Annotated in this window: 27 protein-coding genes, 1 tRNA gene and 3 pseudogenes; 12 read left to right on the top strand and 19 right to left on the bottom strand. The window is 44.5% G+C overall.

The window, feature by feature from the left end:
* Positions 1-776, bottom strand: a 776-nt coding sequence (locus F6K49_RS12825) for a hypothetical protein (protein ID WP_293097080.1), incomplete at its 3' end; no start/stop codon positions are given.
* Positions 777-1,501: 725 nt separating this feature from the next.
* On the opposite strand from F6K49_RS12825, the gene F6K49_RS12830 reads away from it, so the two are divergent.
* Complete coding sequence (locus tag F6K49_RS12830; protein ID WP_293023616.1) at positions 1,502-2,368, top strand: tetratricopeptide repeat protein; 867 nt, start codon at positions 1,502-1,504, stop codon at positions 2,366-2,368.
* Between the two features lie 96 nt (positions 2,369-2,464).
* On the opposite strand, the gene F6K49_RS12835 is transcribed toward F6K49_RS12830, so the two are convergent.
* From F6K49_RS12835 to F6K49_RS12845, 3 genes are all read right to left on the bottom strand, one after another.
* The gene (locus tag F6K49_RS12835; RefSeq protein WP_293023687.1) at positions 2,465-4,192 is read right to left on the bottom strand and encodes a succinate dehydrogenase/fumarate reductase flavoprotein subunit; all 1,728 of its coding nucleotides are present in this window, start codon (positions 4,190-4,192) and stop codon (positions 2,465-2,467) included.
* 171 nt (positions 4,193-4,363) lie between these two features.
* Positions 4,364-4,675, bottom strand: coding sequence for a hypothetical protein (locus F6K49_RS12840; protein WP_071107458.1), 312 nt, complete (start codon positions 4,673-4,675; stop codon positions 4,364-4,366).
* 202 nt (positions 4,676-4,877) lie between these two features.
* Positions 4,878-4,950, bottom strand: a tRNA-Arg gene (locus F6K49_RS12845).
* Positions 4,951-5,281: 331 nt separating this feature from the next.
* On the opposite strand from F6K49_RS12845, the gene F6K49_RS12850 reads away from it, so the two are divergent.
* The 5 genes from F6K49_RS12850 to F6K49_RS12870 all read left to right on the top strand — a co-directional run bounded on the left by F6K49_RS12850 (position 5,282) and on the right by F6K49_RS12870 (position 8,821).
* Entirely contained in the window at positions 5,282-5,413 is a 132-nt protein-coding gene (locus F6K49_RS12850) for a hypothetical protein (RefSeq protein WP_293023612.1), read from the top strand.
* 374 nt (positions 5,414-5,787) lie between these two features.
* Complete coding sequence (locus F6K49_RS12855; RefSeq protein ID WP_293023609.1) at positions 5,788-6,447, top strand: Npun_F0813 family protein; 660 nt, start codon at positions 5,788-5,790, stop codon at positions 6,445-6,447.
* 93 nt (positions 6,448-6,540) lie between these two features.
* Entirely contained in the window at positions 6,541-7,575 is a 1,035-nt protein-coding gene (locus F6K49_RS12860; protein WP_293023606.1) for a hypothetical protein, read from the top strand.
* Positions 7,572-8,591 carry a hypothetical protein gene (locus F6K49_RS12865; RefSeq protein WP_293046866.1) on the top strand — a complete coding sequence of 340 codons (1,020 nt, stop codon included), beginning with the start codon at positions 7,572-7,574 and terminating at the stop codon, positions 8,589-8,591. The genes F6K49_RS12860 and F6K49_RS12865 overlap by 4 nt, the downstream gene beginning before the upstream one ends.
* A gap of 32 nt (positions 8,592-8,623) precedes the next feature.
* Positions 8,624-8,821: a hypothetical protein gene (locus F6K49_RS12870; RefSeq protein WP_293046868.1), complete on the top strand. Its 198-nt coding sequence runs from the start codon at positions 8,624-8,626 to the stop codon at positions 8,819-8,821.
* Positions 8,822-9,176: 355 nt separating this feature from the next.
* Here the strand turns inward: F6K49_RS12870 and F6K49_RS12875 are convergent, their stop codons facing one another.
* Positions 9,177-9,569, bottom strand: a complete 393-nt coding sequence (locus tag F6K49_RS12875) for an ADP-ribosylglycohydrolase family protein (RefSeq protein ID WP_366514172.1) — start codon at positions 9,567-9,569, stop codon at positions 9,177-9,179.
* Between the two features lie 119 nt (positions 9,570-9,688).
* Between F6K49_RS12875 and F6K49_RS12880 the strand changes: the two genes are divergently transcribed.
* Positions 9,689-11,611: a family 10 glycosylhydrolase gene (locus tag F6K49_RS12880; protein WP_293097083.1), complete on the top strand. Its 1,923-nt coding sequence runs from the start codon at positions 9,689-9,691 to the stop codon at positions 11,609-11,611.
* 275 nt (positions 11,612-11,886) lie between these two features.
* Here F6K49_RS12880 and F6K49_RS12885 read toward each other — a convergent pair whose 3' ends face one another.
* From F6K49_RS12885 to F6K49_RS12905, 5 genes are all read right to left on the bottom strand, one after another.
* Positions 11,887-12,438 carry an SDR family oxidoreductase gene (locus tag F6K49_RS12885; RefSeq protein ID WP_293097086.1) on the bottom strand — a complete coding sequence of 184 codons (552 nt, stop codon included), beginning with the start codon at positions 12,436-12,438 and terminating at the stop codon, positions 11,887-11,889.
* A 25-nt stretch (positions 12,439-12,463) separates the two neighbouring features.
* The gene (locus F6K49_RS12890; RefSeq protein WP_293041961.1) at positions 12,464-12,868 is read right to left on the bottom strand and encodes a cupin domain-containing protein; all 405 of its coding nucleotides are present in this window, start codon (positions 12,866-12,868) and stop codon (positions 12,464-12,466) included.
* A gap of 57 nt (positions 12,869-12,925) precedes the next feature.
* Entirely contained in the window at positions 12,926-13,663 is a 738-nt protein-coding gene (locus F6K49_RS12895; RefSeq protein ID WP_293097089.1) for a methyltransferase, read from the bottom strand.
* Between the two features lie 258 nt (positions 13,664-13,921).
* Positions 13,922-14,662, bottom strand: coding sequence for a formyltransferase family protein (locus F6K49_RS12900; protein WP_293097092.1), 741 nt, complete (start codon positions 14,660-14,662; stop codon positions 13,922-13,924).
* A gap of 148 nt (positions 14,663-14,810) precedes the next feature.
* The gene (locus tag F6K49_RS12905; protein ID WP_293097095.1) at positions 14,811-15,956 is read right to left on the bottom strand and encodes a TauD/TfdA family dioxygenase; all 1,146 of its coding nucleotides are present in this window, start codon (positions 15,954-15,956) and stop codon (positions 14,811-14,813) included.
* Between the two features lie 303 nt (positions 15,957-16,259).
* Here F6K49_RS12905 and F6K49_RS12910 point away from each other — a divergent pair, with 303 nt between their 5' ends.
* From F6K49_RS12910 to F6K49_RS12925, 4 genes and pseudogenes are all read left to right on the top strand, one after another.
* Entirely contained in the window at positions 16,260-16,466 is a 207-nt protein-coding gene (locus tag F6K49_RS12910; protein ID WP_293069602.1) for a transposase family protein, read from the top strand.
* 72 nt (positions 16,467-16,538) lie between these two features.
* On the top strand, positions 16,539-17,063 hold the full coding sequence (locus tag F6K49_RS12915; protein WP_293069600.1) for an ISAs1 family transposase: 525 nt from the start codon (positions 16,539-16,541) through the stop codon (positions 17,061-17,063).
* A complete protein-coding gene (locus F6K49_RS12920) occupies positions 17,060-17,221 on the top strand; it encodes a hypothetical protein (protein WP_293069598.1) in 162 nt (53 codons plus the stop codon). The genes F6K49_RS12915 and F6K49_RS12920 overlap by 4 nt, the downstream gene beginning before the upstream one ends.
* Positions 17,221-17,347 (top strand): annotated as a pseudogene (locus F6K49_RS12925) (ISAs1 family transposase); the annotation flags it as partial. The gene F6K49_RS12920 and the pseudogene F6K49_RS12925, both read left to right, overlap by 1 nt.
* Before the next feature lie 990 nt (positions 17,348-18,337).
* Here F6K49_RS12925 and F6K49_RS12930 read toward each other — a convergent pair.
* From F6K49_RS12930 to yidD, 9 genes and pseudogenes are all read right to left on the bottom strand, one after another.
* Positions 18,338-19,033 (bottom strand): hypothetical protein, encoded by a 696-nt coding sequence (locus tag F6K49_RS12930; RefSeq protein ID WP_293097111.1) that lies wholly within the window; start codon positions 19,031-19,033, stop codon positions 18,338-18,340.
* Between the two features lie 66 nt (positions 19,034-19,099).
* Positions 19,100-19,735 carry a class I SAM-dependent methyltransferase gene (locus F6K49_RS12935; RefSeq protein WP_008179339.1) on the bottom strand — a complete coding sequence of 212 codons (636 nt, stop codon included), beginning with the start codon at positions 19,733-19,735 and terminating at the stop codon, positions 19,100-19,102.
* 65 nt (positions 19,736-19,800) lie between these two features.
* A pseudogene (locus F6K49_RS12940) lies at positions 19,801-20,146 on the bottom strand (IS1 family transposase); the annotation flags it as partial.
* Positions 20,112-20,375 (bottom strand): hypothetical protein, encoded by a 264-nt coding sequence (locus F6K49_RS12945; RefSeq protein ID WP_293097204.1) that lies wholly within the window; start codon positions 20,373-20,375, stop codon positions 20,112-20,114. The pseudogene F6K49_RS12940 and the gene F6K49_RS12945, both read right to left, overlap by 35 nt.
* Positions 20,376-20,660: 285 nt before the next feature.
* Complete coding sequence (locus F6K49_RS12950; RefSeq protein WP_293097115.1) at positions 20,661-22,202, bottom strand: site-2 protease family protein; 1,542 nt, start codon at positions 22,200-22,202, stop codon at positions 20,661-20,663.
* A 2-nt stretch (positions 22,203-22,204) separates the two neighbouring features.
* Positions 22,205-23,143 (bottom strand): N-acetylmuramic acid 6-phosphate etherase, encoded by a 939-nt coding sequence (gene murQ, locus F6K49_RS12955; protein ID WP_293059956.1) that lies wholly within the window; start codon positions 23,141-23,143, stop codon positions 22,205-22,207.
* A gap of 162 nt (positions 23,144-23,305) precedes the next feature.
* Positions 23,306-23,677: a DUF3110 domain-containing protein gene (locus F6K49_RS12960; RefSeq protein WP_364303389.1), complete on the bottom strand. Its 372-nt coding sequence runs from the start codon at positions 23,675-23,677 to the stop codon at positions 23,306-23,308.
* 286 nt (positions 23,678-23,963) lie between these two features.
* Positions 23,964-24,674: a M15 family metallopeptidase gene (locus tag F6K49_RS12965; RefSeq protein WP_293028433.1), complete on the bottom strand. Its 711-nt coding sequence runs from the start codon at positions 24,672-24,674 to the stop codon at positions 23,964-23,966.
* Positions 24,675-24,832: 158 nt separating this feature from the next.
* Positions 24,833-25,039: pseudogene (yidD, locus tag F6K49_RS12970) on the bottom strand (membrane protein insertion efficiency factor YidD); the annotation flags it as partial.
* A 62-nt stretch (positions 25,040-25,101) separates the two neighbouring features.
* Here yidD and F6K49_RS12975 point away from each other — a divergent pair.
* Complete coding sequence (locus tag F6K49_RS12975) at positions 25,102-25,809, top strand: diacylglycerol/polyprenol kinase family protein (protein ID WP_293041996.1); 708 nt, start codon at positions 25,102-25,104, stop codon at positions 25,807-25,809.
* Positions 25,810-25,849: the final 40 nt, after the last annotated feature.

Raw genomic sequence — 25,849 nt, forward strand, 5'->3', positions numbered from 1 at the left:
ACCAGGGTATTGGCTTGCAGCTGTGCATGTAAATCCCAAAAATGACCAACGACCCTTTCTCCCAGGCAACCCTTAAGCTTTAACTTGAAAAACTTAGGCTTATCTGACTCTTTACGAGGTAATTGCCTAATTTTAACAACGACTTGTTCCTTCTCCCGCGAATGGTAGATCACCTCGCCACGAATGGAAAAATAGCCATCCTTCGGAATCGGTTCCGCCTCAGCTTCTGAGGAGTCATTTGATGTCTCGACTTCTGTTTCGGACTGAGCAACTCCGGAGTCAGTTGTTTCAGCTTCAGCTGTGGGTTCGAGAGTTTCTGGTTCCCAGACGCCAACAATTTGGACATGTAAGTTATCGTCTGCTTGCCTGATGCGAGGATAGACAACCCAGAGGTGGGGCTGATTGAGATCTAAGTGATTCTTGACCAAACTCATGACCCGACCGAGTAACACCGCATCAATCAAGGTTCCATCTGCCCCTACCAGTGTTCCCCTGGTCAACTGTTCTGCGGAAGGCATATATTTGCCATTGACCAGACCAATGGCGCGGTATTGCCTAGGTTCACTGGGGGCAGGAATTGGGTGCTGTCTTGAGACCTTACTTGAGACCTGAGTAGTTACTGTCCCATTAGATTCAGCTAAGGGAGCTGATTTGGTGGTATCTTGAGAGCCACCAGTTGGTGTTTCTGGGGGCTGGTTTTGCACACTGGATACTTCCGGTGGTTGGATTCCAGACGACTCAGCTGAGTCGGGAAGCCCATTCACAGACGAATTCATATAACCTCCTAGCGGCGGAGACACATTCCCATGGGTGGTTTTGACTGACATTGGCAGCATTGTCTTGTCAACATGTTCCAGCTTTCCGGTGTCCTTTCCAGAAAAAATTCTTCTGGACTGTTGCCACCAAAAAACTGGAGGGTGAGCGCACTTGGTACTAGTCTACCCACTGTACAGAATGCAGTGAGATAAAGGTTAGATCCGCAAAGTTTATGGAATCTTTAATCTGAGCGGTTTCTAGCCGATTTAACTGAGCCTTAATGCTAGCGTATTTATATAGATGGGATTGATGGGAGGAGACTTGAAAACCCCCAAATCGTTTCATAATGGGAAGAGAGTAGCAATCTAGTACATGCGTAAAGTTACGCATGCGTAACTTTACGCATGTTTTCAACAAAACTCCTCTGGGATTGTGGTACAATGGGCCTATGCAATAACCAAGCAATAACAGTATTAGGCTTGACATCCAGATAATCTTCTACAAGAGTGGGTAGCCTGCGAAAAGGTAACTGAGTAAAGCCATCAGTTTTAAATCTCCCGAAAATAACGGAGTAGAGCAACAAAGTTGTCACCTCAAATTCAATATTAGGTTGGGTTCGAGCCGATTTGAAGCCTGTGGATAGGGTGCTGCCGACAGTCCTAGTTGAAACAGGAAGTAAACAGGCTTCGTTGTGACGTTTTTGTCCGCGATGTTCACGTTTTATAGAACAGTTCAAGAAAGTTTTGTGTCTCAAAAGCGCAGTCTCTGGATCAAAATAGTGCTAGTACTAGCTGTGCTAGCCTTTATCGGTATTTCGATGATTCCTTTGCTAGGGAATATTTTCAAGGATAATCCCGCCTCTGTTGGGGCAACCCCTACAGCTACACCAAATATTTCTGCCCAGCAGCAAGCAGAACTAGAAGCTCAAGCCAAGGGTTATGAACTAGTCTTGCAGCGAGAACCAGAAAATTTAACGGCCTTGAGAGGTCTGCTGGAGATACGGCTGCAGCTCAGAGACATCAAAGGCACCATTGAACCCCTAGAAAAGTTAGCCAAACTCAATACTGACCAGACAGATTATGGAGTCTTGCTGGCTCAGGTAAAACAACAAATTGGCGATCGCGAAGGAGCAGCTCAAGCCTATCGGGACATATTAAACGCTAAGCCTGGGGATATGAATGCTCTGCAAGGGTTAGTTAGTTTGCTAACCCAGGAAAACCGCCCAGAAGCAGCCATCGGTTTGCTGCAAGACACCTTAAAAAGTTCCCAGCAAGTCAATGAGATTAAACCTGGGAGCATTGATGTCATTTCTGTGCAGTTGTTGTTAGGTCAAGTTTACGCGAATCAGAAGCGTTATGACGAAGCCACAGCTATATATGACCAGGCGATCAAAGGCAGCCAAGATGACTGGAGACCAGTGCTAGCTAAAGCCATGATTTTTAAAGAACAGGGTAACACTGAAAAGGCTAAACCCCTGTTTGACCAGGCTGAATCCCTAGCACCAGCCAAGTACAAAGACCAAGTCAAACAGTTGGCAGCCGAAACTCCAGAAACTCCAGAAACTCCAGAAACTCCAGAAACTCCAGAAACTCCAGAAACTCCAGAAAATTAGTCATTGGCTAAACCATGATTAGTGATGAGTAACCAACACAGGCTAGGAGTGTTACTTACTCATGACTCGACCAGTGAGGCAGTATCGGAGTAACAATCAATACTTCCGCTCTTTCGGTTCAAACAAGGTAATGCTTACCGGTTTATATTGCAGGTCAATACCTGCGGATGAGTAAAACGCTAGGGTGTGTTTGAGAAAATTGGGATCATCCCGTTGGGGATAATCCTCCCGGCTATGGGCACCCCGGCTTTCTCGTCGGTTCAGAGCAGAGGTAAGAATAATTTCTCCGACTATCATTAAATTGCGCAGTTCCAAGGCTTCGATAATTTCCGTGTTCCAACAGTTGCCTTTGTCATCCAAATAAATTTGCTGGTACTGTTGTTTGAATTGTTGCAGTTGGTTTAATCCCTCCTCCATGGACCCTTGGTTACGGAAAACGCCACAGAATTGGGTCATACAGTCTTGGAAGGCTTGACGCAACTGGTTAAGCCGTAAGGTGCCAGATTTTTCCACAAGGGCTTTGATTTTTGTCTGGGCTGCATTGAGGTAGGATTGCTCGTCAAGGTCTGGTAACTTCCGGTCTTGGACGTATTTTGCGATCGCAGCACCGGTTCTTTTGCCATAAACCACACATTCCAACAGGGAATTACTCCCGAGGCGATTTGCCCCATGAACAGATATACAGGCTGATTCCCCAGCGGCAAAGAAGCCCTCAATTAAGCCATCTTCACCACTATGAACTTGTCCATCGGTGTTGACAGGGATTCCCCCCATAGAGTAGTGGGCAGTTGGTCGTACTGGCATTGGTTGATGTACTGCGTCAATACCAACCAATCGATGGGCTTCTTCCCAGCAGAACGGAATCCTACTCATAATCTTTTCTTTGCCCATGTGGCGCAGGTCAAGGTAAACAAAAGGTCCACCTACACTGCCATCAGGGTGAATGCCACGACCAGCTCTGAGTTCTAGGGTAATCGCTCTTGAAGTAATATCCCGAGGTGCCAGTTCCATTTGTTTGGGGGCATAGTCCCTCATAAAGCGATCGCCTTCTGAGTTAATCAGATAAGCCCCTTCCCCTCGTACCGCCTCAGAAATCAAAACCCCCACCGGATACAAGCCTGTAGGGTGAAACTGTACAAACTCCATATCTTCCAAAGGCACCCCAGCCAGAGCTGACATTCCCAGACCATCCCCAGTGGAAGCAAAGTCATTGGAGGTGGTGTTAAATACCCGTCCATAACCCCCAGTAGCAAACATGACCGCTTTTGCCCGTACTACTTCCACCTTCGTGTTTAGGAGCTGGAACATCACCACCCCTTTTGCCTGACCCTCTTCCAAAATCAGCTGCATAACGTACCACTCATCGTAGAGTTTGACACCGTTATGCCGGAGATTGTTCACCAGTTCATGCAAAATGGCGTGACCCGTCTTATCTGCCGCGTAGCAAGTGCGGCGATGGGAATGACCTCCAAAAGCCCTCTGAGCAATCCGACCATCTGGTAAGCGGGAAAACAGAACCCCCATGTGTTCCAGCTCAATGACCACCTCTGGAGCCTCTTTGGTTAGGATTTCTACTGCATCCTGGTCTGCCAAGTAGTCAGACCCTTTAACCGTGTCAAAGGCATGGGCTTCCCAGCTATCGTCAGCATCAACATTCTTCAGAGTAGCTGCCATACCCCCTTGGGCAGCCACCGAATGGGAACGAATTGGGTGAGTTTTAGCGACAAGGGCGACATCGAGCTTAGGCTCAGAGCGTTTAATCTCTAAAGCAGCGCGACATCCAGCTAATCCCCCACCGACAATAATGACATCGTGTTCTAGCATCTCGGTCGTATTATGGAATCCCAATTCCTATTTTAGGCTCTAGGTTCTAGCCTCTAGGCATTTACCCTCTAGGATTGCGGAAAAAGTATGAAGCGCCCCTCCTCAAGCACGGAGGCTCTCAACTCCCCTTCCCCGGGTTGCGGAAAAAGCCGGGGATGGTCCGGATTATCTTCAACCGGTCGCCCCAATAGGTTTCTGTCTAGGGGCTCTGCCTCCAGCTGTTGATGTGGTTTCCTCCTCTTCCATCTGAGCAATTTCAATATGGTTTAACAATGTAGTCACGAAGGCAAAGAGCAGGAAGGGCAGAGATAGTACCAAAATCAGCCCGACAGTTGCCAGAGCGTAAATTTGGCGGTCAGCACTCCAAAGAGCTAAGGCTGAGGCAAGACTCAGGAAAATTACGATTAACCAAACCATAATTTGTCCATAAATGTCACCAAAGCTTAGGGTGCAGACAATGCGATATCGTTGTAAGTTATCCATGGCATCTCTTGACACATTTCTTTATTTTTCTTAGCATATGCGTCTCATCCAGGTTTGGGGGATTTCTCAATAATTTTTAAGAGGAGCGCAACATCAGTTTACATTTAGATTTACATTTAGTCATTAGTCATTAATCCTTAGTCCTATGTATTTTGTGAGCCAAATTAAGCCTACTTTTGACCAATAACCAATGACCAAAGAGCGCCCTCGGTAGGATTTGAACCCACGACCCAGGGATTAGAAATCCCTTGCTCTATCCACTGAGCTACGAGGGCATAGCTATATCATACATCAGAAAAAACTGTTTTTGCTTGGCTGGTGATCGGGTACCAGTCTCTGTGTGCCTAATACCTAGTCCTATCAAGGCGCTTTGCGGGTATTCACTCCTGTATCTGTAAACCATAACCAAAAATTATACCAATTTAAAACGGGACAGTCAAGGTCAAGGAGGAACAGGGAACTTCGGATAAAGGAACAATGGCTCCGGTAACAGAAAGCATTTCCCGTTAAGCGTTGCCCGTTACCCGTTCCCGATCTCATACCGAGTTGCATTCAAAGATAGTAGATTGCTTGGATAGGGAGATAGGGAGATAGGGAGATAGGGAGATGGGGAGATGGGAACCCACCCCTAACCCCTCCCAGGAGGGGGAGATGGGGAGATGGGGAGATGGGGAGATTGGGGGAAGAGAAAGTTGTACGTTTGACCGCAACTTGGTATCAGGAGAGCCTTGGGCTTAAGTGGAGAGCCACCACAATAATAATTATCGATTGCTTGTCTCAATTAGCGGTAAGACTCAAGGCACTTAGCTCGAACCCGAGTTAAGGTAGGTACATAGTCAGTGTCACTGATCAGAACTTAGTCAGACTCTGTCACAAGGATTCTGATCAGGAGATAGTGACTATTACTCTGTCAAAATTGAATTGAGGGGTAAACTATACTTTTCCGGATTAGGCACGCTTTTACTAGGCATTAGGTATGACTTAACACCGTGCCACCGTGCCACCGTGCGACTTTGCCCTAACCCTCAAAACTAAATTGACAGAGTACTAGGGGGTTAGAACACTTCGTCAACAGCACCCCCTGACCCGGTCAGGAGTCATGTGCCAGTATCATGTTTATTTTGAAAAGGCAGGATGTTGAAATCTCTAGTATTCAGCACCCACAGAGGGAGCAGCAAATCCCGATTCTCAATTACCAGGGGCAAACCTTTCGCCTGCTCAGTGTATTTGGTGCCACTCAGGAAGAGGAAGCCATAGCTTTCTGGCGAGACCTCACCGATCATCGGGGAAAAGCTTGTGTATTGTTGGAAGAACCTGAGCGCTACAGCGTTTGGGGAAAAATCCGTCTGGATCAATTAGGCACTGAACCCAGCTCTGAGGGCACTAGGGTATCCTACATTCAAGCCTGTCTTTTGCTACTACAGACGGTGTATATGGATGTGGAAGACTTCTTAGGAGCTAGACAAGCTGGGTTGTTCCAGAAGGATATCGCCAAGATCTTGATAGATTCAAACTTTCCCCAGGTTCAATCGAACCAAGCTGTACAACAATTGCTCAAAATCGACCCCCTTACCAACTCTGATTTTCCTATCTGGGAAGAACATCATCTGATCACCCTGTTGCAAGAACTATATCGCTTAGGTAAAGACTATTTTGGCAATACCAACTTTGCTCAGGGGGTTAGCGATATCTTGCAGGATATGCCAGCTCAGGAGCAAACTCAGTTTATCAACTGGCTTAACAACTGTGATCTTAGTAAACTATGGCAATAATCTACAATTAAAAATAAGCTTAAGAATCATAGATATTTTAGCTGCCTAACCATAGTCTTATTGTGCTAGTCAGTGATAAGTGTGAAATTCCTTATGAGCAGCTCTGCAGAACGGTCATCAGGTAATCTATCCCCCCTCAGCAGCAATACCATCATCTATGGTGGTATTGCTTGGGCGATTATCTCCCTATTATTCTTCTTGCTGTTTGGGATTACATCCCCTGGGCAAGAAAGTCCATTTTGGTACCTGATTAGTACCTACTTTTTAGAATGTATACCCTTCCTAGTAGCAAGTATTCTCTGTTTCAGAAATTGGCGTAGCCCTCAGATTGCCAGTGGACGAAATGTCTGGCTAGGACTCGGTCTGGGGAATCTGTTCTATTTGATGGGTGACTTGATATTCGGTGTGTGGGAGCTGTATTTTCACCTTAACCCTGATGTATCACTAGCAGATGTGTTTTACTTATCCTCCTACGTATGTCTTGGGGTAGGCATGTTTTTAGCAGTTATTCCCAGACGCTTAAACTTAGAACTTTGGCAAGGGTTAACGATTGTAGCGATTGCCATAGTGGGGATGGCCTTAGCTGCTTTGCTGTTACTTGCCCCTTCCCTCGAATCCAGCACTCCTGAATCTGGTGATGTGACAATTGCGTATTCTATTTCTGACTCGACCACACCACTTCTGGTCAAGGAAAATAATGCTATGGTCATCTCGGCAGAGCCATCTGAAATAACCAACTCTGAGGCTAATCAGAGTACTGATCATAATTCTCCAAGGTGGGCTATCGAACTTGACAAGTCACTGAGTGCCTATTCAAACCAATTGACGACCCTCTACATTGCTTTCGATGTAATTCTGCTGATTATTGCCTCATCCCTACTGTTAGCTTTTTGGGGTGGACGTTTTTCCCAATCCTGGCAAATGATTGCCGCTGCAACATTTTGCCTGTACATTGCAGATATGTGGTTTAAGTATGCTGAGACTAGACCGAACTACGAAAGTGGCGGTTTACCAGAAGTCTTTTTTGTATTCAGTGGTGTATTGTTTGCAATAGGGGCTGCCCTGGAATATCAAATATCGAGCCGTTCCCGTCGTGGTTCACGCAGGCGAGCTGAAAAAGTAGCATGAGTCCAAGAAAACTATCTGATGTCGATAAACAGGACATCCTAGAACTATATCGACAGACAGCAGAGACAACCTCAACGCTGGCTGACCGTTATGGAGTTAGTAACTCCACCATTAGCCGTATCCTTAAGAGCAACTTGTTGGAGCCAGAATACGAGGCTCTAATCCAACAAAAGCGCTCTAATCGTACTGCTGATCATGTTTCCTCTTCTACTGTCAAAACGTCTAAGCCTGTGGTAGAATCAGCAGCTCAACCATCACTAGTTGGACTCGAAAATGAACCATTAGCAAATGAACCATTAGCAGAATCTATCAGTGATTTATTGACTTCAACCTCTACTGATGGACGTCGGCGGCGTAAGCGTTCCTCTGTGGCTGCTCAACCACCAGTGGAGGAAGAGGAGCAACATACCCAACTGCAACTTGATATTACCACATCAGGTTCAGATGAAGATAAGTCTGTTGATGACCAAGATGAATTCTTACCTGAGGATAAGGGACTAGCAACTAGGAGCTTCGCTGAGTTGCTCGACGAGGATTTAGGGGATTTGGATCAAGATGATGATTTAGAAGATTTAGAGGATTTGGATGACCTCGATGACCTCGATGACCTCGATGACCTCGATGACCTCGATGAAGATTGGGACGATGACTTGCCGGATTCCGAGATTCACGAATCCATCAGAACCTCTGTGGCTAAAAGCGGTTCTTACATTGAAATTTTGCCCCTCTCGGAAGCTTCTCTTCCTAAAACCTGCTATCTGGTAGTCAGCCGAGCGGCGGAGTTAATTGCTCGCCCTCTCAATGAGTTTAGCGACCTCGGACAAATTCCTGACGAAGAAGTTCAAGAGACAACCTTGCCAGTATTCGAAAACCATAGGGTGGCACGGCGTTTTTCTAACCGTTCTGAGCGAGTCATCAAGGTTCCTGATGCTCAGATGCTTCAGAAGACCTCTTCCTATTTGCAAGCTAAAGGAATTACCCGATTATTAATTGATGGTCAGGTCTATTCTCTTTGATATCAAGTCCGTTGGCTTCTGGCTGAGGGACTTTGGCCTTTGGGGTTAATGGGAGTCGGGAGTCGGGAGTCGGAAGTCGGAATCCACCCTACTTCTGGCGGAAGGGTGGGAGGGGGGAAGCAAATGGAATGTACTTTTTGACACTCACCGTCTTCAAAGAACGGCGATTCCTAGATCAACGAGCTGCCTTAAACCACTGTGTCCTAATGTTTGACGCCGCCAAAAAGTAGGCAATATCTAAACCAAAGACCCGTCAAGACCAAGAATTCAGTTTAGTTCACAGTAGACCCAGCGGGCAATTCTCGCGATAGCGTTTGGCTACTTGCAGGAAAGTGCATGTGCATAGTCCGTTTCTTCCCTATTCACCTGGTTCCGGCGTGCCCCGCCGTACCGTTTTCTATCTCAAGTCGTTTTCTGCTAGGTTCACACGTTAACTGCTAATTAACGATTGGGTTTTTAAGGAGGACTTTCCCTACCCTCCGAGCATTACTACTTTCAGGTCATGCAGTGGCGGGTCTCTCTCCCGGTTGCGCCAAGGCCAAAGGCCACGCTACGCGAACGGTTTTTCAGCCTGTACTCATACTACTAGTATACTCTGGCTAGACAATTATCAACCCCGGTTGCAAGATTTATTTCTAGGCGACTAAACTCGCTAGCCACTTTCATCTGGGCTCGCTTTGAGGCGGAGTTTTCAGTGCTTGGATTCCTAATAACCTGTCCTTCTCGGGACCATCGCAGATACTGCTGTAATTGATCAACTGGATCAAACCCCTGTTGCTCAATCAGACTATGGGCTAAACACAGAGCCATGGATGTATCATCAGTCCAGTAGCCTGGCTTCAAACCAAAAGTCCCACCACCCACCATATCTTCAATCGGGGTGAAGGAGCCTGGTGCCTTAAACTCTAAAGTAGTACCGACTGCATCCCCGACAGCCAATCCTAAGAGACTGCCACGGTAACGGTTAATTAGCTCCATTGGATAATTCCTCTTCTAATCCATAACCTCTGCTAATCTAGTGTTCGTGTTCTTTGCATCTTCGCGGTTAATCACAATCCTGATTAACCTAACACCCTCACCCGGAGCTTGTTCAACCAATGAAACCGTTACTCAAACTCTGGCCTATAGCCTTGGTAAATAGACTGGTTTCCTTTCAGCAAACCATTAAACATCAGGGTTGGTGGATTTTGCTATTTGTGATCGGGATGATAATTCCTCTATGGCAGCTTTCCCCATCCTACGCCAGTAGCACCTTTAAAGATGTCCCAGAGAATTATTGGGCTCAACCGTGTATCACTAAATTAGCACAACAAAATATTATCAGGGGTTACCCAGATGGTACCTTTAAACCGAATGCTCCGATCACCAGAGCTGAGTTTGCTGCACTGCTTCTGAAGGCTTTCCCTAGTGCTCCTCAAGTGCGCAGTGACCAAAAATTCGTAGATGTACCAACTAATTACTGGGCTAATCAGGCTATTCGTAATGCTGATAAAACGGGATTTTTGGCTGGCTATCCTGGTAGAGTTTTCCGCCCTAAGCAAAATATCCCTCGTGTCCAAGCGTTAGTATCTTTAGCTAGTGGATTGAAGTATAAACCGGTTAACCCTTCCCTAGAGACTTTAAAGGCAGCGTTTACTGATGCTACAGCAATTCCGAACTATGCCCAAAATGCGATCGCAGCAGCTACGGAAAATCAGATTGTGGTCAATCCCCCTAATGTGAAGCAATTCAAACCTAACCAACAAGCTAGTCGAGCTGAGGTAGCTGCTTTTTTGTGCCAAGCTACCCAAACCACTGGATTGATTCCTAATCAATACATTGCTAAGGTTGAGCCACCAACTCCTGGTTCTACTGAAGCGGAGTTAAGAGGGGTATGGCTGACAAATATTGATAGTGAGGTACTGTTGTCTAATAGAGCAGTAACGGATAGCCTACAAAAACTTAAGGAGCTCAACTTTAACACGGTATATCCTACAGTGTGGAATTGGGGTTATACACTATATCCGTCTCAAGTAGCTAAACGGGTAGTGGGACTGGAAGCACGAATATCCACGGAGTTAGAGAAAGACTTATTTGACCCAAAGAAAGGGGTGCAGGGAGGACGAGATGTTCTCAAAGAGATTGTCGAGGTGGGACATGACAATGGTTTGAGAGTTATTCCCTGGTTTGAATTTGGCTTCAAAGCACCCTCCTATTCTGAATTAGCCAAACGCCACCCAGATTGGCTGACCCAAACTAAAGATGGGGTCAAGACTCAAACCACTAAAGGATTAGAACCAGAGGATGAAAGACTACAAGAGATTGTTTGGCTCAATCCTTTTAAACCAGAGGTACAGCAATTTATTCAAGATTTAGTTATCGAAATTGTCAGCAACTATGATGTTGATGGTATCCAATTCGATGACCACTTTGGGTTGCCAGTGACCTTTGGTTACGATGATTTCACAGTAGAATTGTACAAAAAAGAACACCAAGGTAAATCTCCCCCCACTGACCCAAAGGATGAGGAATGGGTACGCTGGCGAGCAAATAAAATTACGGATTTCCTAACCAAGCTGTTTCGAGCAGTTAAAGACAATGTTCAAGACAGTAACAATGATGTGATTATTTCCCTATCTCCCAATCCCCAGCGTTTTTCTTACCAATTCTTTTTAGCTGATTGGGCAACTTGGGAACAACGGGGTTTGGTAGAGGAACTAATTGTCCAGATTTATCGAGATAATTTCAGCACTTTTATCTCGGAATTAGACCAGACAGAAGTCAAAAGAGCACGGAGTCATATTCCGGTAGGAATTGGGATTTTAAGTGGTCTCAGAACTCGTTTAGTTCCGGTATCACAAATTCAGCGGCAAGTTGATGCTGTCCGACTGCGGGGATTTGCTGGTGTGTCGTTTTTCTTCTATGAAACCTTGTTGAATATGAGTGATGAACCAGCTTCTAAGCGTGAGAGCGGTTTTGATGTCATGTTTCCTGAATTTGTGAAAGCACCAGATATAGAGGATTGGAAGAAATCGAATTGAGGCGTTGCTGAATTGAAGTATGAATGCGCGAGTCTGATTTTGATAATGCCACCATTATCCCCCAACGTTGGGGGAATTTAATTTACTTTTCTCCCCCAGGATTGGGGTTCAGGGGACACAATCATACCCATAATTAGCAACCCCGCTCATACTTCAGACATACCTTACGCTGCATTTACTGAGGATGATTTTGGATATGTTCGACTATAGGAATATGTTGGTATAAACACTCTTTTCTATCAGTTTACTACAATTTAATTATTTTTCGGAGATGTCTAATAGGCTAGTATGCCATCAGCAGCGAAGTTACGAGCAATACTTTTAGTTAAGTTACTCAATGCTGCTTTGGAGGCTGCATAGTGTATATACTCTGGGGTGTCACCACGATGAGCTGCACGACTGGAAATATTGACAATAATTCCTCCTCCCTTGGACTTAAAGTGTTCTATGGCGCGTCTGGTGATGGAACTAACAGCAATCAGGTTAACTTCAAGAGTTTTCAGCCATTTCTCTTCCCAGACTGAGGGATTATCATCCAAGCTGAGTTCGGTCATGATGGCGGCATTATTGACAACACCATCCAGGGAATATCCCAGATTAAGAATTTCCTCCACTAATTCTTGTCCTGCTTGGGGCTGGGATAAATCTTTTTGAATGACAACACAATCAGTTTTTGCTTCGGAGGCTAACTTCTGGGCTGGCTCAACATGAGAATTACAGTGGAGCACAACTCGCGCTTCTGAAGCAATAAGACATTGGGCAATGGAGTAGCCGATTCCAGTTCCCGCTCCTGTTACCAGAAATGTTTTTTCTGCGATCTTGATCATTGCATTAGTTCCATTAGGTTAAGATTCAGGATTTCTGGCTAGGAAAGAAATCTGGTTTCCAATCTGCAGGCACTTCTCCCACTTCATTCTTAAAATCATGAAAGCTGTTTGGCGAAGAAATGGCTATAAAGTGTAGGTCATTGCTTGATTCATTCCTAATTTGATGCAGCGCTCCCGGAGATATTAGTATGCCATCACCCGAATTAAGAACATGTGTTGTGTTCTCAATTACTATAGATGCTTCACCCTCAAGTATAAAGAAAAACTGTTGGGCAACTTCGTGGTAATGTTCTACTCCCCTGCTGTTGGGAGGCATAATTTCCTGTGCAACGGTTAAATTGTCATTGGCTAATAAATGCCATCCTTGACAGCCAGTTCCCCATTGAAAATTTTCGGCAGTAGCTTTATTGATATTTGCGTGGTTTGACATTGCTTTTTTATCTTAAATCGAAAGTTACTTTAGCATGAGCAAAACTTAGGAGTTTACTCATGCTTTCTTGGCACGGATAAAATATAACTGCTGATAGAGATTGCCCTCTTGTTCTAGAAAGGGGGAGGGTTCTCCTTCTAGATATGCTAGTTTTTGATAGCTTTGGACAAACTCTATGTGATAGTTAGCTAAGGCAACATTAATTCTGTGGACAACAGCCCAATTGGCATCACCCCGCTCTTCCCAGTTAATACAATAGTCTAAAGGATTGTCACTATCGCTTTGAATTCCTTTTCCCCAGTATTTTTCCATTAACCTATGGGTTAGTCTGGGGCCATTTTTACTGGTGGCGATGAAGAGAATTTCCCCTCCTGGTGCCAGGTAGGAACTACCTTGGGTAATTAAAGTGTCCATTACTAGCCTGCCGCGATCGCCATTGCGGTTCCATTCTTCACCCCGAAATTGGTCAGCAAACTTCAGCCTTGCTTGCAATTTTTCCTCCGTATCAGGTAGTGCTGGCGGGTTGAGATAAATGCGATCAACTTTCCCTTCAATCTCTCGATTCCCTTGAATTGCAGCAAAGCAGTTAGACTCAAAACTTTGGAAATCCTTTGGGTTAAGACCATTCAATTCCCAATTGCTTCCTTGCAGGGTAACGGCATAAGGGTTTAATTCCGTGCCAATTACCTGAGCTGCACCACCTTTTCCGGCGACTATGCCAAACATGCCTAAGCCACCAGCAAAATCCATCACCACCTTGCCCCTACAATCATCAGCAGCTACTAGCTCACACATTGTGAGGGAAAATAGTGAAGAAGGTGTCCAAGCATTAGGATGGGTTTCTAGTAAAATATCTAAGTCATTACTGAGATGATATTTGACAATCGTGCCCGCCTCTAAAGACTGATAATCAATGTTACTGTCCGAATCGTAGGTAATAATTGTTTTTTTTGCACATAAATCTTTGTCTGTTTATAAATTTAGCTCGGGAGTTTTCATGAATTCTATTTGTACTCGGTAAAGCTACACTAATTGGAAAGTTTAAACTGTTTTTTATAGGAAATAATATGCTAGGATTTCGAAAATTTCACTGTAAGAAAATAGTTCTATTCCCAAATCCTCCATTTGATTAACTTCTTGGTAAGTGGGAGTACGATAATATGTTCTTTTACTAAGATCCTGTTTTCCCTCCCAAGAAAAAGGAAAAGAATATCCTTGAGCTAACTCATCGATGTATTCTAAAAAGATTTGGGCACCTTTTTTGTAAATCAAACATAAATTTTTTAGATAGCTGTAGTTTTTATTAAGATCTACAGAGTAAGCTCCTATGATGCTACCTGTATCAATTCCTTCCTCAACAATATGTAAAGTTCCGTAAAGAGATTTTCCTTCAGCCATATCCCACAAGGAACACCACACGCCAGCACGTTCAGGAAGTTTTGATGAGTGAATATTGAAAATCTTCCCCACACCATACTCACTTGCTACTTTAATAATTTCTGAACTGATGATTAGATTGTTCCTTAAAGACAAACTAATGTAAGGTTCATGTTCTTGATAAATAGCAATAATTTTATCCTGTTCTTCTCTGTTTTTAGTACTTTTGATGCGATATAATTCGCATTCGTACTGTCTCGCCAGTTGATTGAATGTCATCAAATGGCATTTTTTATTGCCTAGATTTTTTTCAATGCAAGGAAAAACTATGTTACGGATATAATCTTTAGTCAAAAAATTAAACTTAGACAATTTTTCGACTTGGCTTTCTGCTTTTCTCGATACTTTTTGTGACAAAAATATATTAATTTTAAAGTTTCTCTCAAAAAAGGAAGCAAATAATTTAGAACTCTATTAGCGATAATATCTTCGTTACAAAAAATAATCATATTTTTATGCTGATTATTCTTGTCCCTTTCTTGCCTAAAATTGTGTTCAAAATTATTCATATTATTCTTGTCATTACTTGTCTATTAATATCCTCGCTTCTGAGTTTACTCTCTAAGTTTTCTGGATAGTTATCGGGACTAAGGTGAGCAAGTTTAGATAGAATGTCTCTTTGTGTTTTCCAGGCCAATTCATCTTGTAAATACGCCTCAAAACTTTGGCTTGTAACCACCTTTTCTAGTTTTTTGTGTCCAGTAAAATAAATTCCCTGGTCGAGGGGATTGGCAGTATTATTATCGAAAGTCCAACGCAGAACTTTTCTAATCTTGGTTTCGGAGTTAGTAAATCCTTCTCTACCATGAAAAGCGACTAAGTTTGCCAGCACTAAACTTTCCCTAAGTTCTTCTAGCAAAACGCTTGTGTAATTCTCTGGATTTTTATTAAAATTCCAGATCCAATCCATTGCTATTTTCGTCAGGGCGTTTTTACACTTATAGTCAACATCGCCATCGGCGCGATAACCCGTTGTAATGCATCTTTTTTCCTTATGGTAATTAATAATTGGTTTACTAAGATGACCATCCGTTCCTTCCCTAAAAAAGGTAACAGCATCTGCTTCTTTTAAAACAGCTAGATAAGGCAAAGGAATAGCATTTAAAAGATGCTGTCCACTCGCCACACGAGTTTCCCCTCCTGATTGAGCATTTTGTAGGACTGTAAACACCACCCAATCAGGAACGACTTTTAAGAATGTGCCGTCTTGATGGACTTCTAGATGACCGTTGTATTTATTACCCTTAACACGATCAGCTAGATTGGCCATCATCAAAACATCATTTTCTTTAAAATCAACGCCATAGTCAGCGAACACTTTTCTGGCTAAAGCATTCTCATTTGATTCTATTTTGCCAGAATTACTATAGGGTTGTCGCACTTGTTTCCCGAGCAATAAATGCAACTGATTTCGCCATTCCTTAAAACGTCGATTATCTAATAACGCATCATTTTCGTGAGTACGGAGAACAAAAAAACCATATAGATGTGTCAATAGCTGCACGTCCCGGCGAATTCCATCATCTGAAAGCTTTCCCCTAGCAGGAATCTGAATAGTTAAATCTTTTTTTGTTAATTTCCTGGGTTGATATAAAAAATCGTAATTGTTCTTTACAAAATTCCATTTATTGATGTAATCCTCTAGAGCCATTGTTATTCCCTTGACATTCCTAACATTAAGATTTTTTATATTTCAATTTTTCTCTTGATGTTGAGAGGCTTTAACTACAGCCTTAGCTTTAACTACAGCCTTAATAGTATCATCATTTGCCTTTATTTCAATTATTTCTCTTGTAACTTTAACAGGGTAATCGCATTTTGTTTGGTATAAATTGTACTTGACAAAAACCAAGATATGTAATGTAACTAATTTTTGCCGTTGCCTCTGTCTTACAGACGCGCCAGCGGTTAACCATTAGATAAGCAAAAATTTAGATTTCACGGGTTTGGTCTGATGGCTATTGGTTTTGGCAAACCCGTTGTTAACCCAATCCAGGAGCGGGAGGTTGAGATCCTCAAAAAGAGTGTGCTCAATCATTTTGAGCATCTCTTGGTACCCCGGGTCGGCTCCAGAAGGGTACATAATCTGGTCGGGATTGTCTCCATTGCAATTTTGGCAGTGATTGCGGGAGCGGATGGGTTTGTGGCTATCGAAACCTAAGGCACACGCAAAACTTGAGTGGCCCCAAGACATTTTTAGATTTGCCCAACGGGATACCATCCCACGATACCAATGGTCGTGTATTTGGCCTTCAAGATCCCCAGGAACTCGAAACTTGCTTGCCTTTGTTGGGTGCGCAGCATCACCGAAAGCTTAGATATTCAACTCATTCATATTGACGGCAAGACAGCCATTGGCTCAATTGACCGGGAGAACCACCTCAAAGCGCAGCGAGCGTGTGAGCGCCGGTCGCGGTGTGAACATCAGCTGGTGTTGGCACAACAAAAAGTTGAGAGCAAATCTAATGAAATTACAGCGGTACCACTGCTACTGAAATTGCTTAACCTCTTTGGAGCGGTCGTGACTCTTGATGCCATGGGCACTCAAACCGACATTGCCCGACAAATTAAGGAAGCCGGTGGGGAGTATGTCCTGGCGCTCAAGGGCAACCAGGGCAAGCCCCCTCAGCAGGTGGAAGAGTGGTTTGCGCGAGGCCTATTACCAGAACTGGCAAGGGTAGAAATTGAGTTACCACGCGCGCGGTCGAGGCCGGGCATCACCGCCATTAAACCCGTCAGGTGTGGGCGGTGCCTGTGAGTCAACTACCCCCGTTGCATCGGCAAACACACCTGGCTTGCTTTAACCAGCGTGGTGATGGTGAAGCGAAGGCGACAGTTATGGAACATGCGCCACGACACAGACTCAGTTTTACCTCAGTGCCAAAGAACCAGATGGCCAGCAACACAACCGGGTGATTCGCTCCCATTGGGGTGTTGAAAATGGTCTACAAAGTGTCCTGGATGTCACTTTTAATGAAGATGCCAGTCGGGTTCGCCAGGGCTATGAGAAGCGAAAATCTAGGGCTGTTGCGCCGCCTGAGTGTTAACCTGCGTGGATCGCGAACCCTCCCGCGCCTTGTCGGAAAATGAAGCGTTATAGGGCGGGGATGGATAATGACTCTATCATCAAAATCCTGGCCGCCAGTGCGGCGAAGTGATGCATTTTTTGAGGGTGATGCAAGATTGTTGAGGAGCCATAAAAGGAGGTGATGGGCTGAATCTATTAACCGAAGCCGGTTAGGCTCCAGGAGTGTTTACTAACACTCCTGGTACAAACAAACGAGATCTTAAAACTTTTATCAGGGTATAATCAGCAATTCTACAGTCAAATTTTAGGTCAGGTTACTGTATTTTTAGAACTCTACTAAGATGCGATTACCCTGGTAACTTTAACAGATTGGTGTCACCTGTCAACATAAGATTTTATTAACTTTATAAAGTTTTGTTGATTTAAGTAACAAAAACACTTTAGCCCACCGCTACGGGGAGGGTGCATCTAATTTTTGCTGGGGGGGCGACATGAATGGCCAGGGTAAGCGCAAGAAAAAATTGCCCATAATGTGCATTGGCTGGATCTCGGTTGCTCGTGGCTCGAAACCCCTATAATCTCGTCGAACTGTACTCGCAATAGAGTTAATTTGTTGAGAATGACGTGGTTTTTTTCTCAATAAGCTACGGCTTATTGATTCTTGCGCTTACCCTGCATGAATGGCTATAAAGCTGACAGAACAAGCGCGGGTTGACTGACAAAACTAATCAACCACGTACTGGTACGTTTGTATTTTGAATTCCAGTCGATAGTCGTTTATCCTGAAGGGGTGACATGGAAGCTAGAATGTAGCCAAAATAAGGGACCTAGCTCTTATACCTCGTAAATAATACTCCAGTTTATTGGGATTTTACTTCATTAACTCCTTCACCAAATCCCAACACGACTCCATAAAACTCACCCAAGTTTGACCATATAAGCTGACGGGGCGACAAGCGCCCCGTCAGGAAAACGACTGTAATATTTACTTTATCAAAAGTCTCTCAAACCAACACTAATAAAGACTCGAAATTATTCAATTTCTTAGCTTCATTATTATTAGCATATCCATAGACGCGAGGAAGTTGCTTCGTGCTTAAAAGTACTTTTCTGACCTCAGAGTTGGATACATTACTTAGATTCCTGCCAGAAAGAAGGGCAGTAATGGCAGCAATCCCCAATGCCTGACCAACACCAGCATTAAATTCCACAATTCTACCAGCGGAGGAAGCAAACCCTTGAAACCCAGAACCAGGACTGACAACGGCTAAATTAGTAACTGCTTTAATTTGGGGATGCTGGATGCCTATGTTGAAAATTGGCTTACTAAAACTTACACTTTTAAACCCGTTCTCAGAGGCTCTGGTACCAAGACCTTCGATACCCCCGCGCACATCAAAATGATAGCCAAAGTTTCCTAAAGCGCACCAATTGGGTGTGCCACCTAAGAGCATTTGGGATCCATAGAGAGGGTCTACTACACCAGTAATATTGCCTGCATGGAAGATATTATAAAGCTCAGATGCAGGCTTAACGGCTTTCGCTCCGATACCTTTGAGCCAAGTTTCCACGAAATTCATCTCTTCGAGAATCTTAGCAGAGGGTTTAGCACCTCCTTGAGCTAATTCCTCTGCTTCAGTGCCATTGACCTTACAGAGGAGGGCATTCCAGGACAGCCTACCCCCTGGAAGAATTGCCACATTTCCTTTTAATTTTCCAGGTGGGATATTTTCTCCTTAAGCAGACAAACGGTAATCTTAGCCTGATCAGTACTTATTTGCTACAACGAGATAGCTACCATAGATTGACATCAACGGAAAATGCCAACCTAAATACTGGGATACCCTACCTGATCCATATAATTTAACTCCTGAGAATCCATGCATTTGCAATCTCAATCGCAGAACTTCTGGAAAATGCTGAGTTAAATGGCTGACACCGTAAACTGACATTCCAATGATTTTATTTTTTATGTAATTAGGATTGGGAGTGGTAAGCAACAGCCTTCCGCCAATCTTCAACACTCTTTGGAATTCACATAATGTTTTATCTACATCGGCAGGATACAGGTGTTCAAGAAACTCACCAGCAGTAATCACATCAAAAAATCGATCTTCCATAGGTATGTCTGTTGAAAGACCATAGACTTTTTGTGAATAGCACTCAGGCAAAACATCTAATCTTTCTTGTACACAATCAAGACCAAATAATGTCAGGTTCGGGTTCAACTCCTTAAAACGTAATCCACCTCTACCCGTATTGCAACCTACGTCAAGAATCTTTACAGCTCCTTTCTGAAAAAAACTGAAGAACTGTTCGTACCTTTTCAAGGTAAAAGGGTCGTGTTCTGAACGATTTTGTTGAACATTCTGAACTTCGTACTTCTTATGCAGATTGACCATGTTTCCTTCTCCAATTCAACATAGAAATGACTAAACTCCAAAGCGTTACTGAATTACCGGATGAATCAGGGATAGACAGGTATGTGCCTCGGTGGCACCGGCACCTCCCAAAACTTCAGGTAATGCACTAACAGTCCGATCGAATGCTTCAGCATTTCTATTGACTTCGAGTCACACAAAGTCTTGGGATGTAGCCGAGCCAGATAGTGCCTCAATCGAGTGAAATCACCCTAGACTCGGGTCATATACAACGGGTTGACGATATCTGGTCACCATCGATGGATGTAGTTGGGATACACCTTGAAACCATCGGTAACATACAACAAACACTGCCACAAACGCTTCGTACGGCCACACCAGTTCAAAGGTGATTGGACTACGGTCTCCGATTCCCTAAGCTAGAATACCAGTCAATAGTCAGTTTCTCGGGTTTCTTTTTCCCAGGTGGTGTTAAAGCCAGTAGCAGGTCGAGTTGTAGTCTAGTTAAGACCTCCACCGCCGCAGAGTGAGGAGCATTTCGCTGTAGAGCTGACGGCTGACGGCTGACGGCTGAATGCTTACGTTGAAATCCCTGGTAAACGAATTTAATTAAGGTCTCAGGGATAAGTGTACATTGGCTAATTGGGGAAGTAGATTGCATAGTGATACTTATACTAATTGAGGTACACAAGTTTGGGATTTTAGGGAATAGCGATGCATCGCTTTTTCACCATTATTCCAAAATTTGCTCATCAAGTATGATTAACTAAGGTTGAAGTTTTCCCCAAGAAGCATGTAACTATCAACCTAATCTACAAGGGACGCCAAAGGCGAACAACCGTTCAACCTTCAACCTTCAACCTTCAACCTAACAACCTTCAACCTTCAACTTAACAACTTAACAACCTTGGCCAAAAGCCCACGGGTGCGCGTTCAACCCTTGAAATTAGCCCCCAATTCCTAGCCTTCCTGCCAAAGCGGAATTAATGGGAATCAGAGTTGCGACCATTAAAAATAATGCCAATAACCCCCACAATGCTCGAGTATCATCAAGTTCGGTAATTTCATTGAGGCTAGGACGCTCTAAACCCCGCTGCAAGAACAAAATCAAGATTCCCCAGTACAAAATGATGGGATTGGCTGGATTGATTAAGGCCAGAATCCCCAAAATTACTAAGGTGGCAATGGTAGTAAGTCGAGCAGTTTTGCGTCCGTAGATAGCTTGGACAATTCGCCCACCATCTAGTTGTCCTGCTGGCATTAGGTTCAAGGCTGTTATGGTTAAACCTAGCCAACCGACAATGGTCAGAGGGTGAACATCTACTAAAGGCTCTTGGAGAGCACTACCAAGCACTAACTTTGCCAGCCCTCCGACTAAAATGGACGCTTGGAAGAATTCCGCTGGCACCTGAAAAGCACTGCCTTGATGAGAAAGGACTAATCCCGCCATCAGCATCAGTAGAGACACTACACCACCTACGGCTGGTCCGGCTATAGAAATATCAAATAATACTTTTCGATTGGGTAATAATGATTCGAAGCGAACCATAGCACCAAATGAGCCGATTTGCAAGCTGGGAAGGAAAAAGGGTATGCTGAGGCGAACGTCGTGAGCTTTGGCTTGCCACCAGTGACCGAGTTCATGGGTAATCAGAACTATCCAAATTCCGATGGTAATCGGTAAGGCTTCCCGAAACCGTTCTGGTTCACTGAATAAATCAAACTCAAGCAGTAACCCAGATACTTCTAAAGTGGTGAAAAATGTGGCAATTACCAGAACCAGGGCTAATATTTTTTGCGCAACTGTAGTGGTTCGTGGGTCATTGGTACTGGGCAAGACAATGACAACTGGTTTCCCTTCTGGATTATCGACTAAAAATAGCCGATAGCGATCGCTTAATTTTTCCTTTAGATTAGCTGACAAACGAGAATGTACAACTTCTGCATCGTTTCCCCGCAGATTGCCTGTAAAAATTGCCCCTTCCTGATATTTTATAGTTTCCGTCGCAAAGAAGGTATCAATCCCAAAAATCTCTTTAATCAGTTGTAGGTCTTCATCAGGAATTGTAGCTACTCCGATCCTGGTAGTATTCGGACCCTCGGATACGGCAGTTAAATTGTTGTAAGCTGCACTATCTTGCTCCTCAGACTTTTGGGCATCTTTGCTTTGTTGTTGATCCTCGAACAGTTTGGTGGCACGCTCCCGCCAAACCTCATCTTGACCTGCTGCACGTAAGAGCCTGCCCAAGTAGATGTATAGGCCGGTGGAAGCGAGTAGCAGAAATAGGATCCCAACGATATTCAGGTAAATTCCCATGCTGACTAAGCCAAAGAATAATAGCCAGGGCAGTGTCAATACTACTGACTGCAACCAGGCTAAAATTCCCAGCTTGCCGTAAGAACGAGCGCGGTTATAGCCCCAACCTAGAACACCAAGGGCTACAAGTATGATTACCAAAGTGACAGTAGTCTGTGATCCGTTAAACATTATCAATTCAATTTTGATGGAGTACTAGTTTGTTTCCAACTTTGGAGAGCGGCTCTGAGATCACTTTGGTTTTGCTGTAGGAAGCTGGCTCCCTCTACTTGGTCTAATCCTGTCCAGTACATTAGTAGCGCTAGTTTTACCTGGCGTCCACTGCGCTCTAGTAAGTGAGCGCAGTCTTCTCGGCTGAGGTTGGTCAGGTCTTTGAGGATGCGCAGGGCTCGGTCATGAAGTTTCTTGTTGGTCACTGCCACATCTACCATGCGATTGCCGTAGACTTTGCCAAGCTTTACCATGGCTCCAGTGGAAAGGATATTCAAGGCCATTTTAGTGACAGTACCGGCTTTGAGGCGAGTAGAGCCAGCTAGGATTTCCGGACCAACTAGCAGCCGAATATCGATATCAGCATCAATACTGACCTGTTCAGGAGGGACACAAGCGATCGCAATAGTGGTTGCGCCCCGCCGTCGTGCCTCTTGGAGTGCGCCGTGGACAAAGGGTGTGGTACCACCTGCGGTAATGCCTACCACCACATCTAGGTCATGTACCCGGCGATGGGCGATCGCTTTTGCACCATCTTCCCGTCGGTCTTCCAAATCTTCAGAACTCCGCACCAATGCCCCTGCTCCTCCAGCAATGATCCCTTGGACTAGGTCTGGGGGTGTACAAAAGGTGGGGGGACATTCGGCAGCATCGAGGACTCCCAAGCGTCCACTGGTACCAGCCCCCACGTAGAAGAGGCATCCTCCTTGACGCAATGCCTTTGCTGTGCAGTCAATGGCTTGAGCTAGCTGGCTACGAGCTGCTGCGATCGCATCTAGGGTTTTGGTATCTTCTTGATTAAATAGATCGACTAACTCTAGGGATGTCAGCTGGTCAAGGTTCTGACTATTGGGATTAATCTGTTCGGTCAGTAGATGTCCCCGTTGTTCTAAATTTTGCATTATTTATTTAGTCATTAGTTGAAGGTTGAAGGTTATTTGGTTGAAGCTTGAACCGTTGACGGTTGTTCGCCTTTGCCGATTCGGTGTCTGGTAGGTTGTTTGGTTGTTTGGTTTACCGGTCAAGGGGGACAGTTAAAAAGTATTCCTCAAATTTTTATCAGTTTACAATAAATTTTCCAACTGACGGCGAATGCGGTCTAGCTCTGATATTTCTGGTTCTTCGGTTTTCTTGACGTCAGGTTGCCAATCAGTCTTTTCTAGATTTGTTTCCGGTGGCATGGCCAACATTCCTTCAGTAACCAACTCCGAGTCATAACCAGCCGATTGGCAAAACTCTTCAATCTCTTCTAGATCGATAGCTTCCACGGTTGCTGTTGGGAAATCCTGGGCTTCGAGCAATAAAGCAAAGCGGGTAGCATCGTCTTCCTCTTCAAACATCAATACCGTTTGCTTATCGCCAATTTGGATGGTGTGAATTCCCTCGTTTTCTGTCCGGGCATTAAATAAAAGGACGTATACTTGCTTAGGTGCCATCATAAATCTTATATAACCTTAAGTAATCGTTATGTTTTAATTGTTTTTATAGGATATCTGATACCATTTTGCTTTAATGCCAGGGAGAGATAGCAGGAGGGCCAAGAGAGGCAAGAGGGGCAATAAAAAATGGTCTATTTGTAGCATTCTTTGAGCTACTTGATTAACAATTCCACTACAATGCCACTGCTAAACCATCTTAGCAGCAACTGAGCTATCACCACGCTCCCCACTTAGCACGCTCCCCACTTAGGACTGACCGACTCTCCGACTCAGTACTCAGGACTCAACATGCTCCGCAGTCAACACCACCATATCGTGCGATCAAGGTATTGGTTGAATCTTCTTGATTGCGCAGCCAAGCCCACATTTGGTCTCCGAGGCAAAAATGCCACCACTCTCTAGGATGACACCGGAACCCAGCCGAGTACATTAAATTTTTTAACAGCTGTCGATTGTGATGATAAGGCAAGTCTTGCTGATTGGCGTAATAATCGGGATGGGAGCGTGGTGAGACTTCATCAATCTCAGAGCCCATATCAATGGTTTCACCAGTAGCATCCACCAGGGTAATATCTAACGCACCACCTGTACTGTGAGGGGGTGGAGTCATAGGGTTAGAGCTGGGTACTGCCCAAAATTGATAGACTTGTTCCCAAATGGCTTGCTGTTGTTTTTCCGATAGGGTGGTTGGGTTGAGTTGTTGGGCCTGAGCTACTTCAGCAAAGGTATGGTCAACCATGAATTGTTGGACTTCTACCGGTCGATAGCCATCAAAAATCTGGATGCGCCAACCTGGATGCTGCTGTTGGAGTTGGCTTTGAGCCACAAAGAGTGCTTCTATCACACTCTGGCGCAGATAATAAGGGGAAGCTTTACCATAAGGTGCCCCCAGTTTTTGGTAGGGATGAGGGGTACGAGCGGCAAATTGTTCTAAGGGAATGGGGATGAGGGGTTCTCCACACTCTACAATTGGGATTTGCTGATAAGGTTTCATAAGTTATAGCAGTTATCAGTTTTTTCAGCATACTCAAACCACAAGAGTCACTACTTCTTCTCTGTTCCCTGTTCCCTGTTCCCTGTTTCCTGTTCCCTGTTCCCTGTTCCCTGTTCAACACTTCTAGATTTATCGCTATTACCATTAGGATAAACGTCAGGCACGGGATCATAACCTCCTGGATAGAGAGGATGACACCGTAGAATACGCCGAATGCCTAGCAAACCGCCCCGAAAGACACCAAACCGCTCAATGGCTTGGATAGCATACTGGGAACAGGTTGGTTGAAAGCGACAGACTGGGGGAAATAGGGGGGAAATAAACGCTCGATAGCCTCGAATTAGCCAAATAAGTAAAAATTTCATGTAATGGTCACCCCATCTAATACAGTAATAAATAAGTTTTACAGTATGCTGCCATCAGATCCTTGTTTAATTCTGTACCCTCGATAGAATCAATACCAACCCTATGGCTGCAAATTGCACTGATTGCTGTCGGTCTCGGTGCGATTGTGCTGCTGGCGGAAACACTACATCAGCGCACCGCCCGGGATTCAGAAATTACCCGTAAAATTGTTCACATTGGCACGGGTAACGTTATTTTAGTGGCTTGGTGGCTACAAATACCTGCCTGGGTAGGTATTTTGGCCTCAGTTATCGCTGGTGCGATCGCTCTTTTGTCCTATTACATTCCTATTTTGCCTGGTATTAACAGCGTTGGGCGCAAAAGCCTAGGCACTTTCTTCTATGCTGTCAGTATTGGTGTCGTGATTGCCTGGTTTTGGCCATTACAACAATTCCAGTATGCCGCTATTGGTATTTTAGTGATGGCATGGGGAGATGGACTGGCAGGACTGATTGGTCAGAAATTTGGTCAACATCCCTATCAGGCTTGGGGGATGCAAAAAAGCTGGGAAGGGTCTGGAACCATGGCGGTAACTAGCTATGTAGTCAGTAGCCTGATCCTTTTCGCTGTTCAAGGTAATGTCTGGCAAACCTGGTTGATGTCAATTGCGATCGCATTCTTTGCCACAGTCTTAGAAGCCTTCTCCAAGTTCGGTATTGATAATCTCACAGTTCCTATCGGTAGTGCAGCAGTAGGGTTCTTTTTAAGTCAAATCCTCACCTTGGGTTAAAGGGTTCTTGAAATAGATCAGTTTATGAGCTTGTGCTTGA

It is taken from the genome of Moorena sp. SIO3I6 (genome assembly GCF_010672095.1).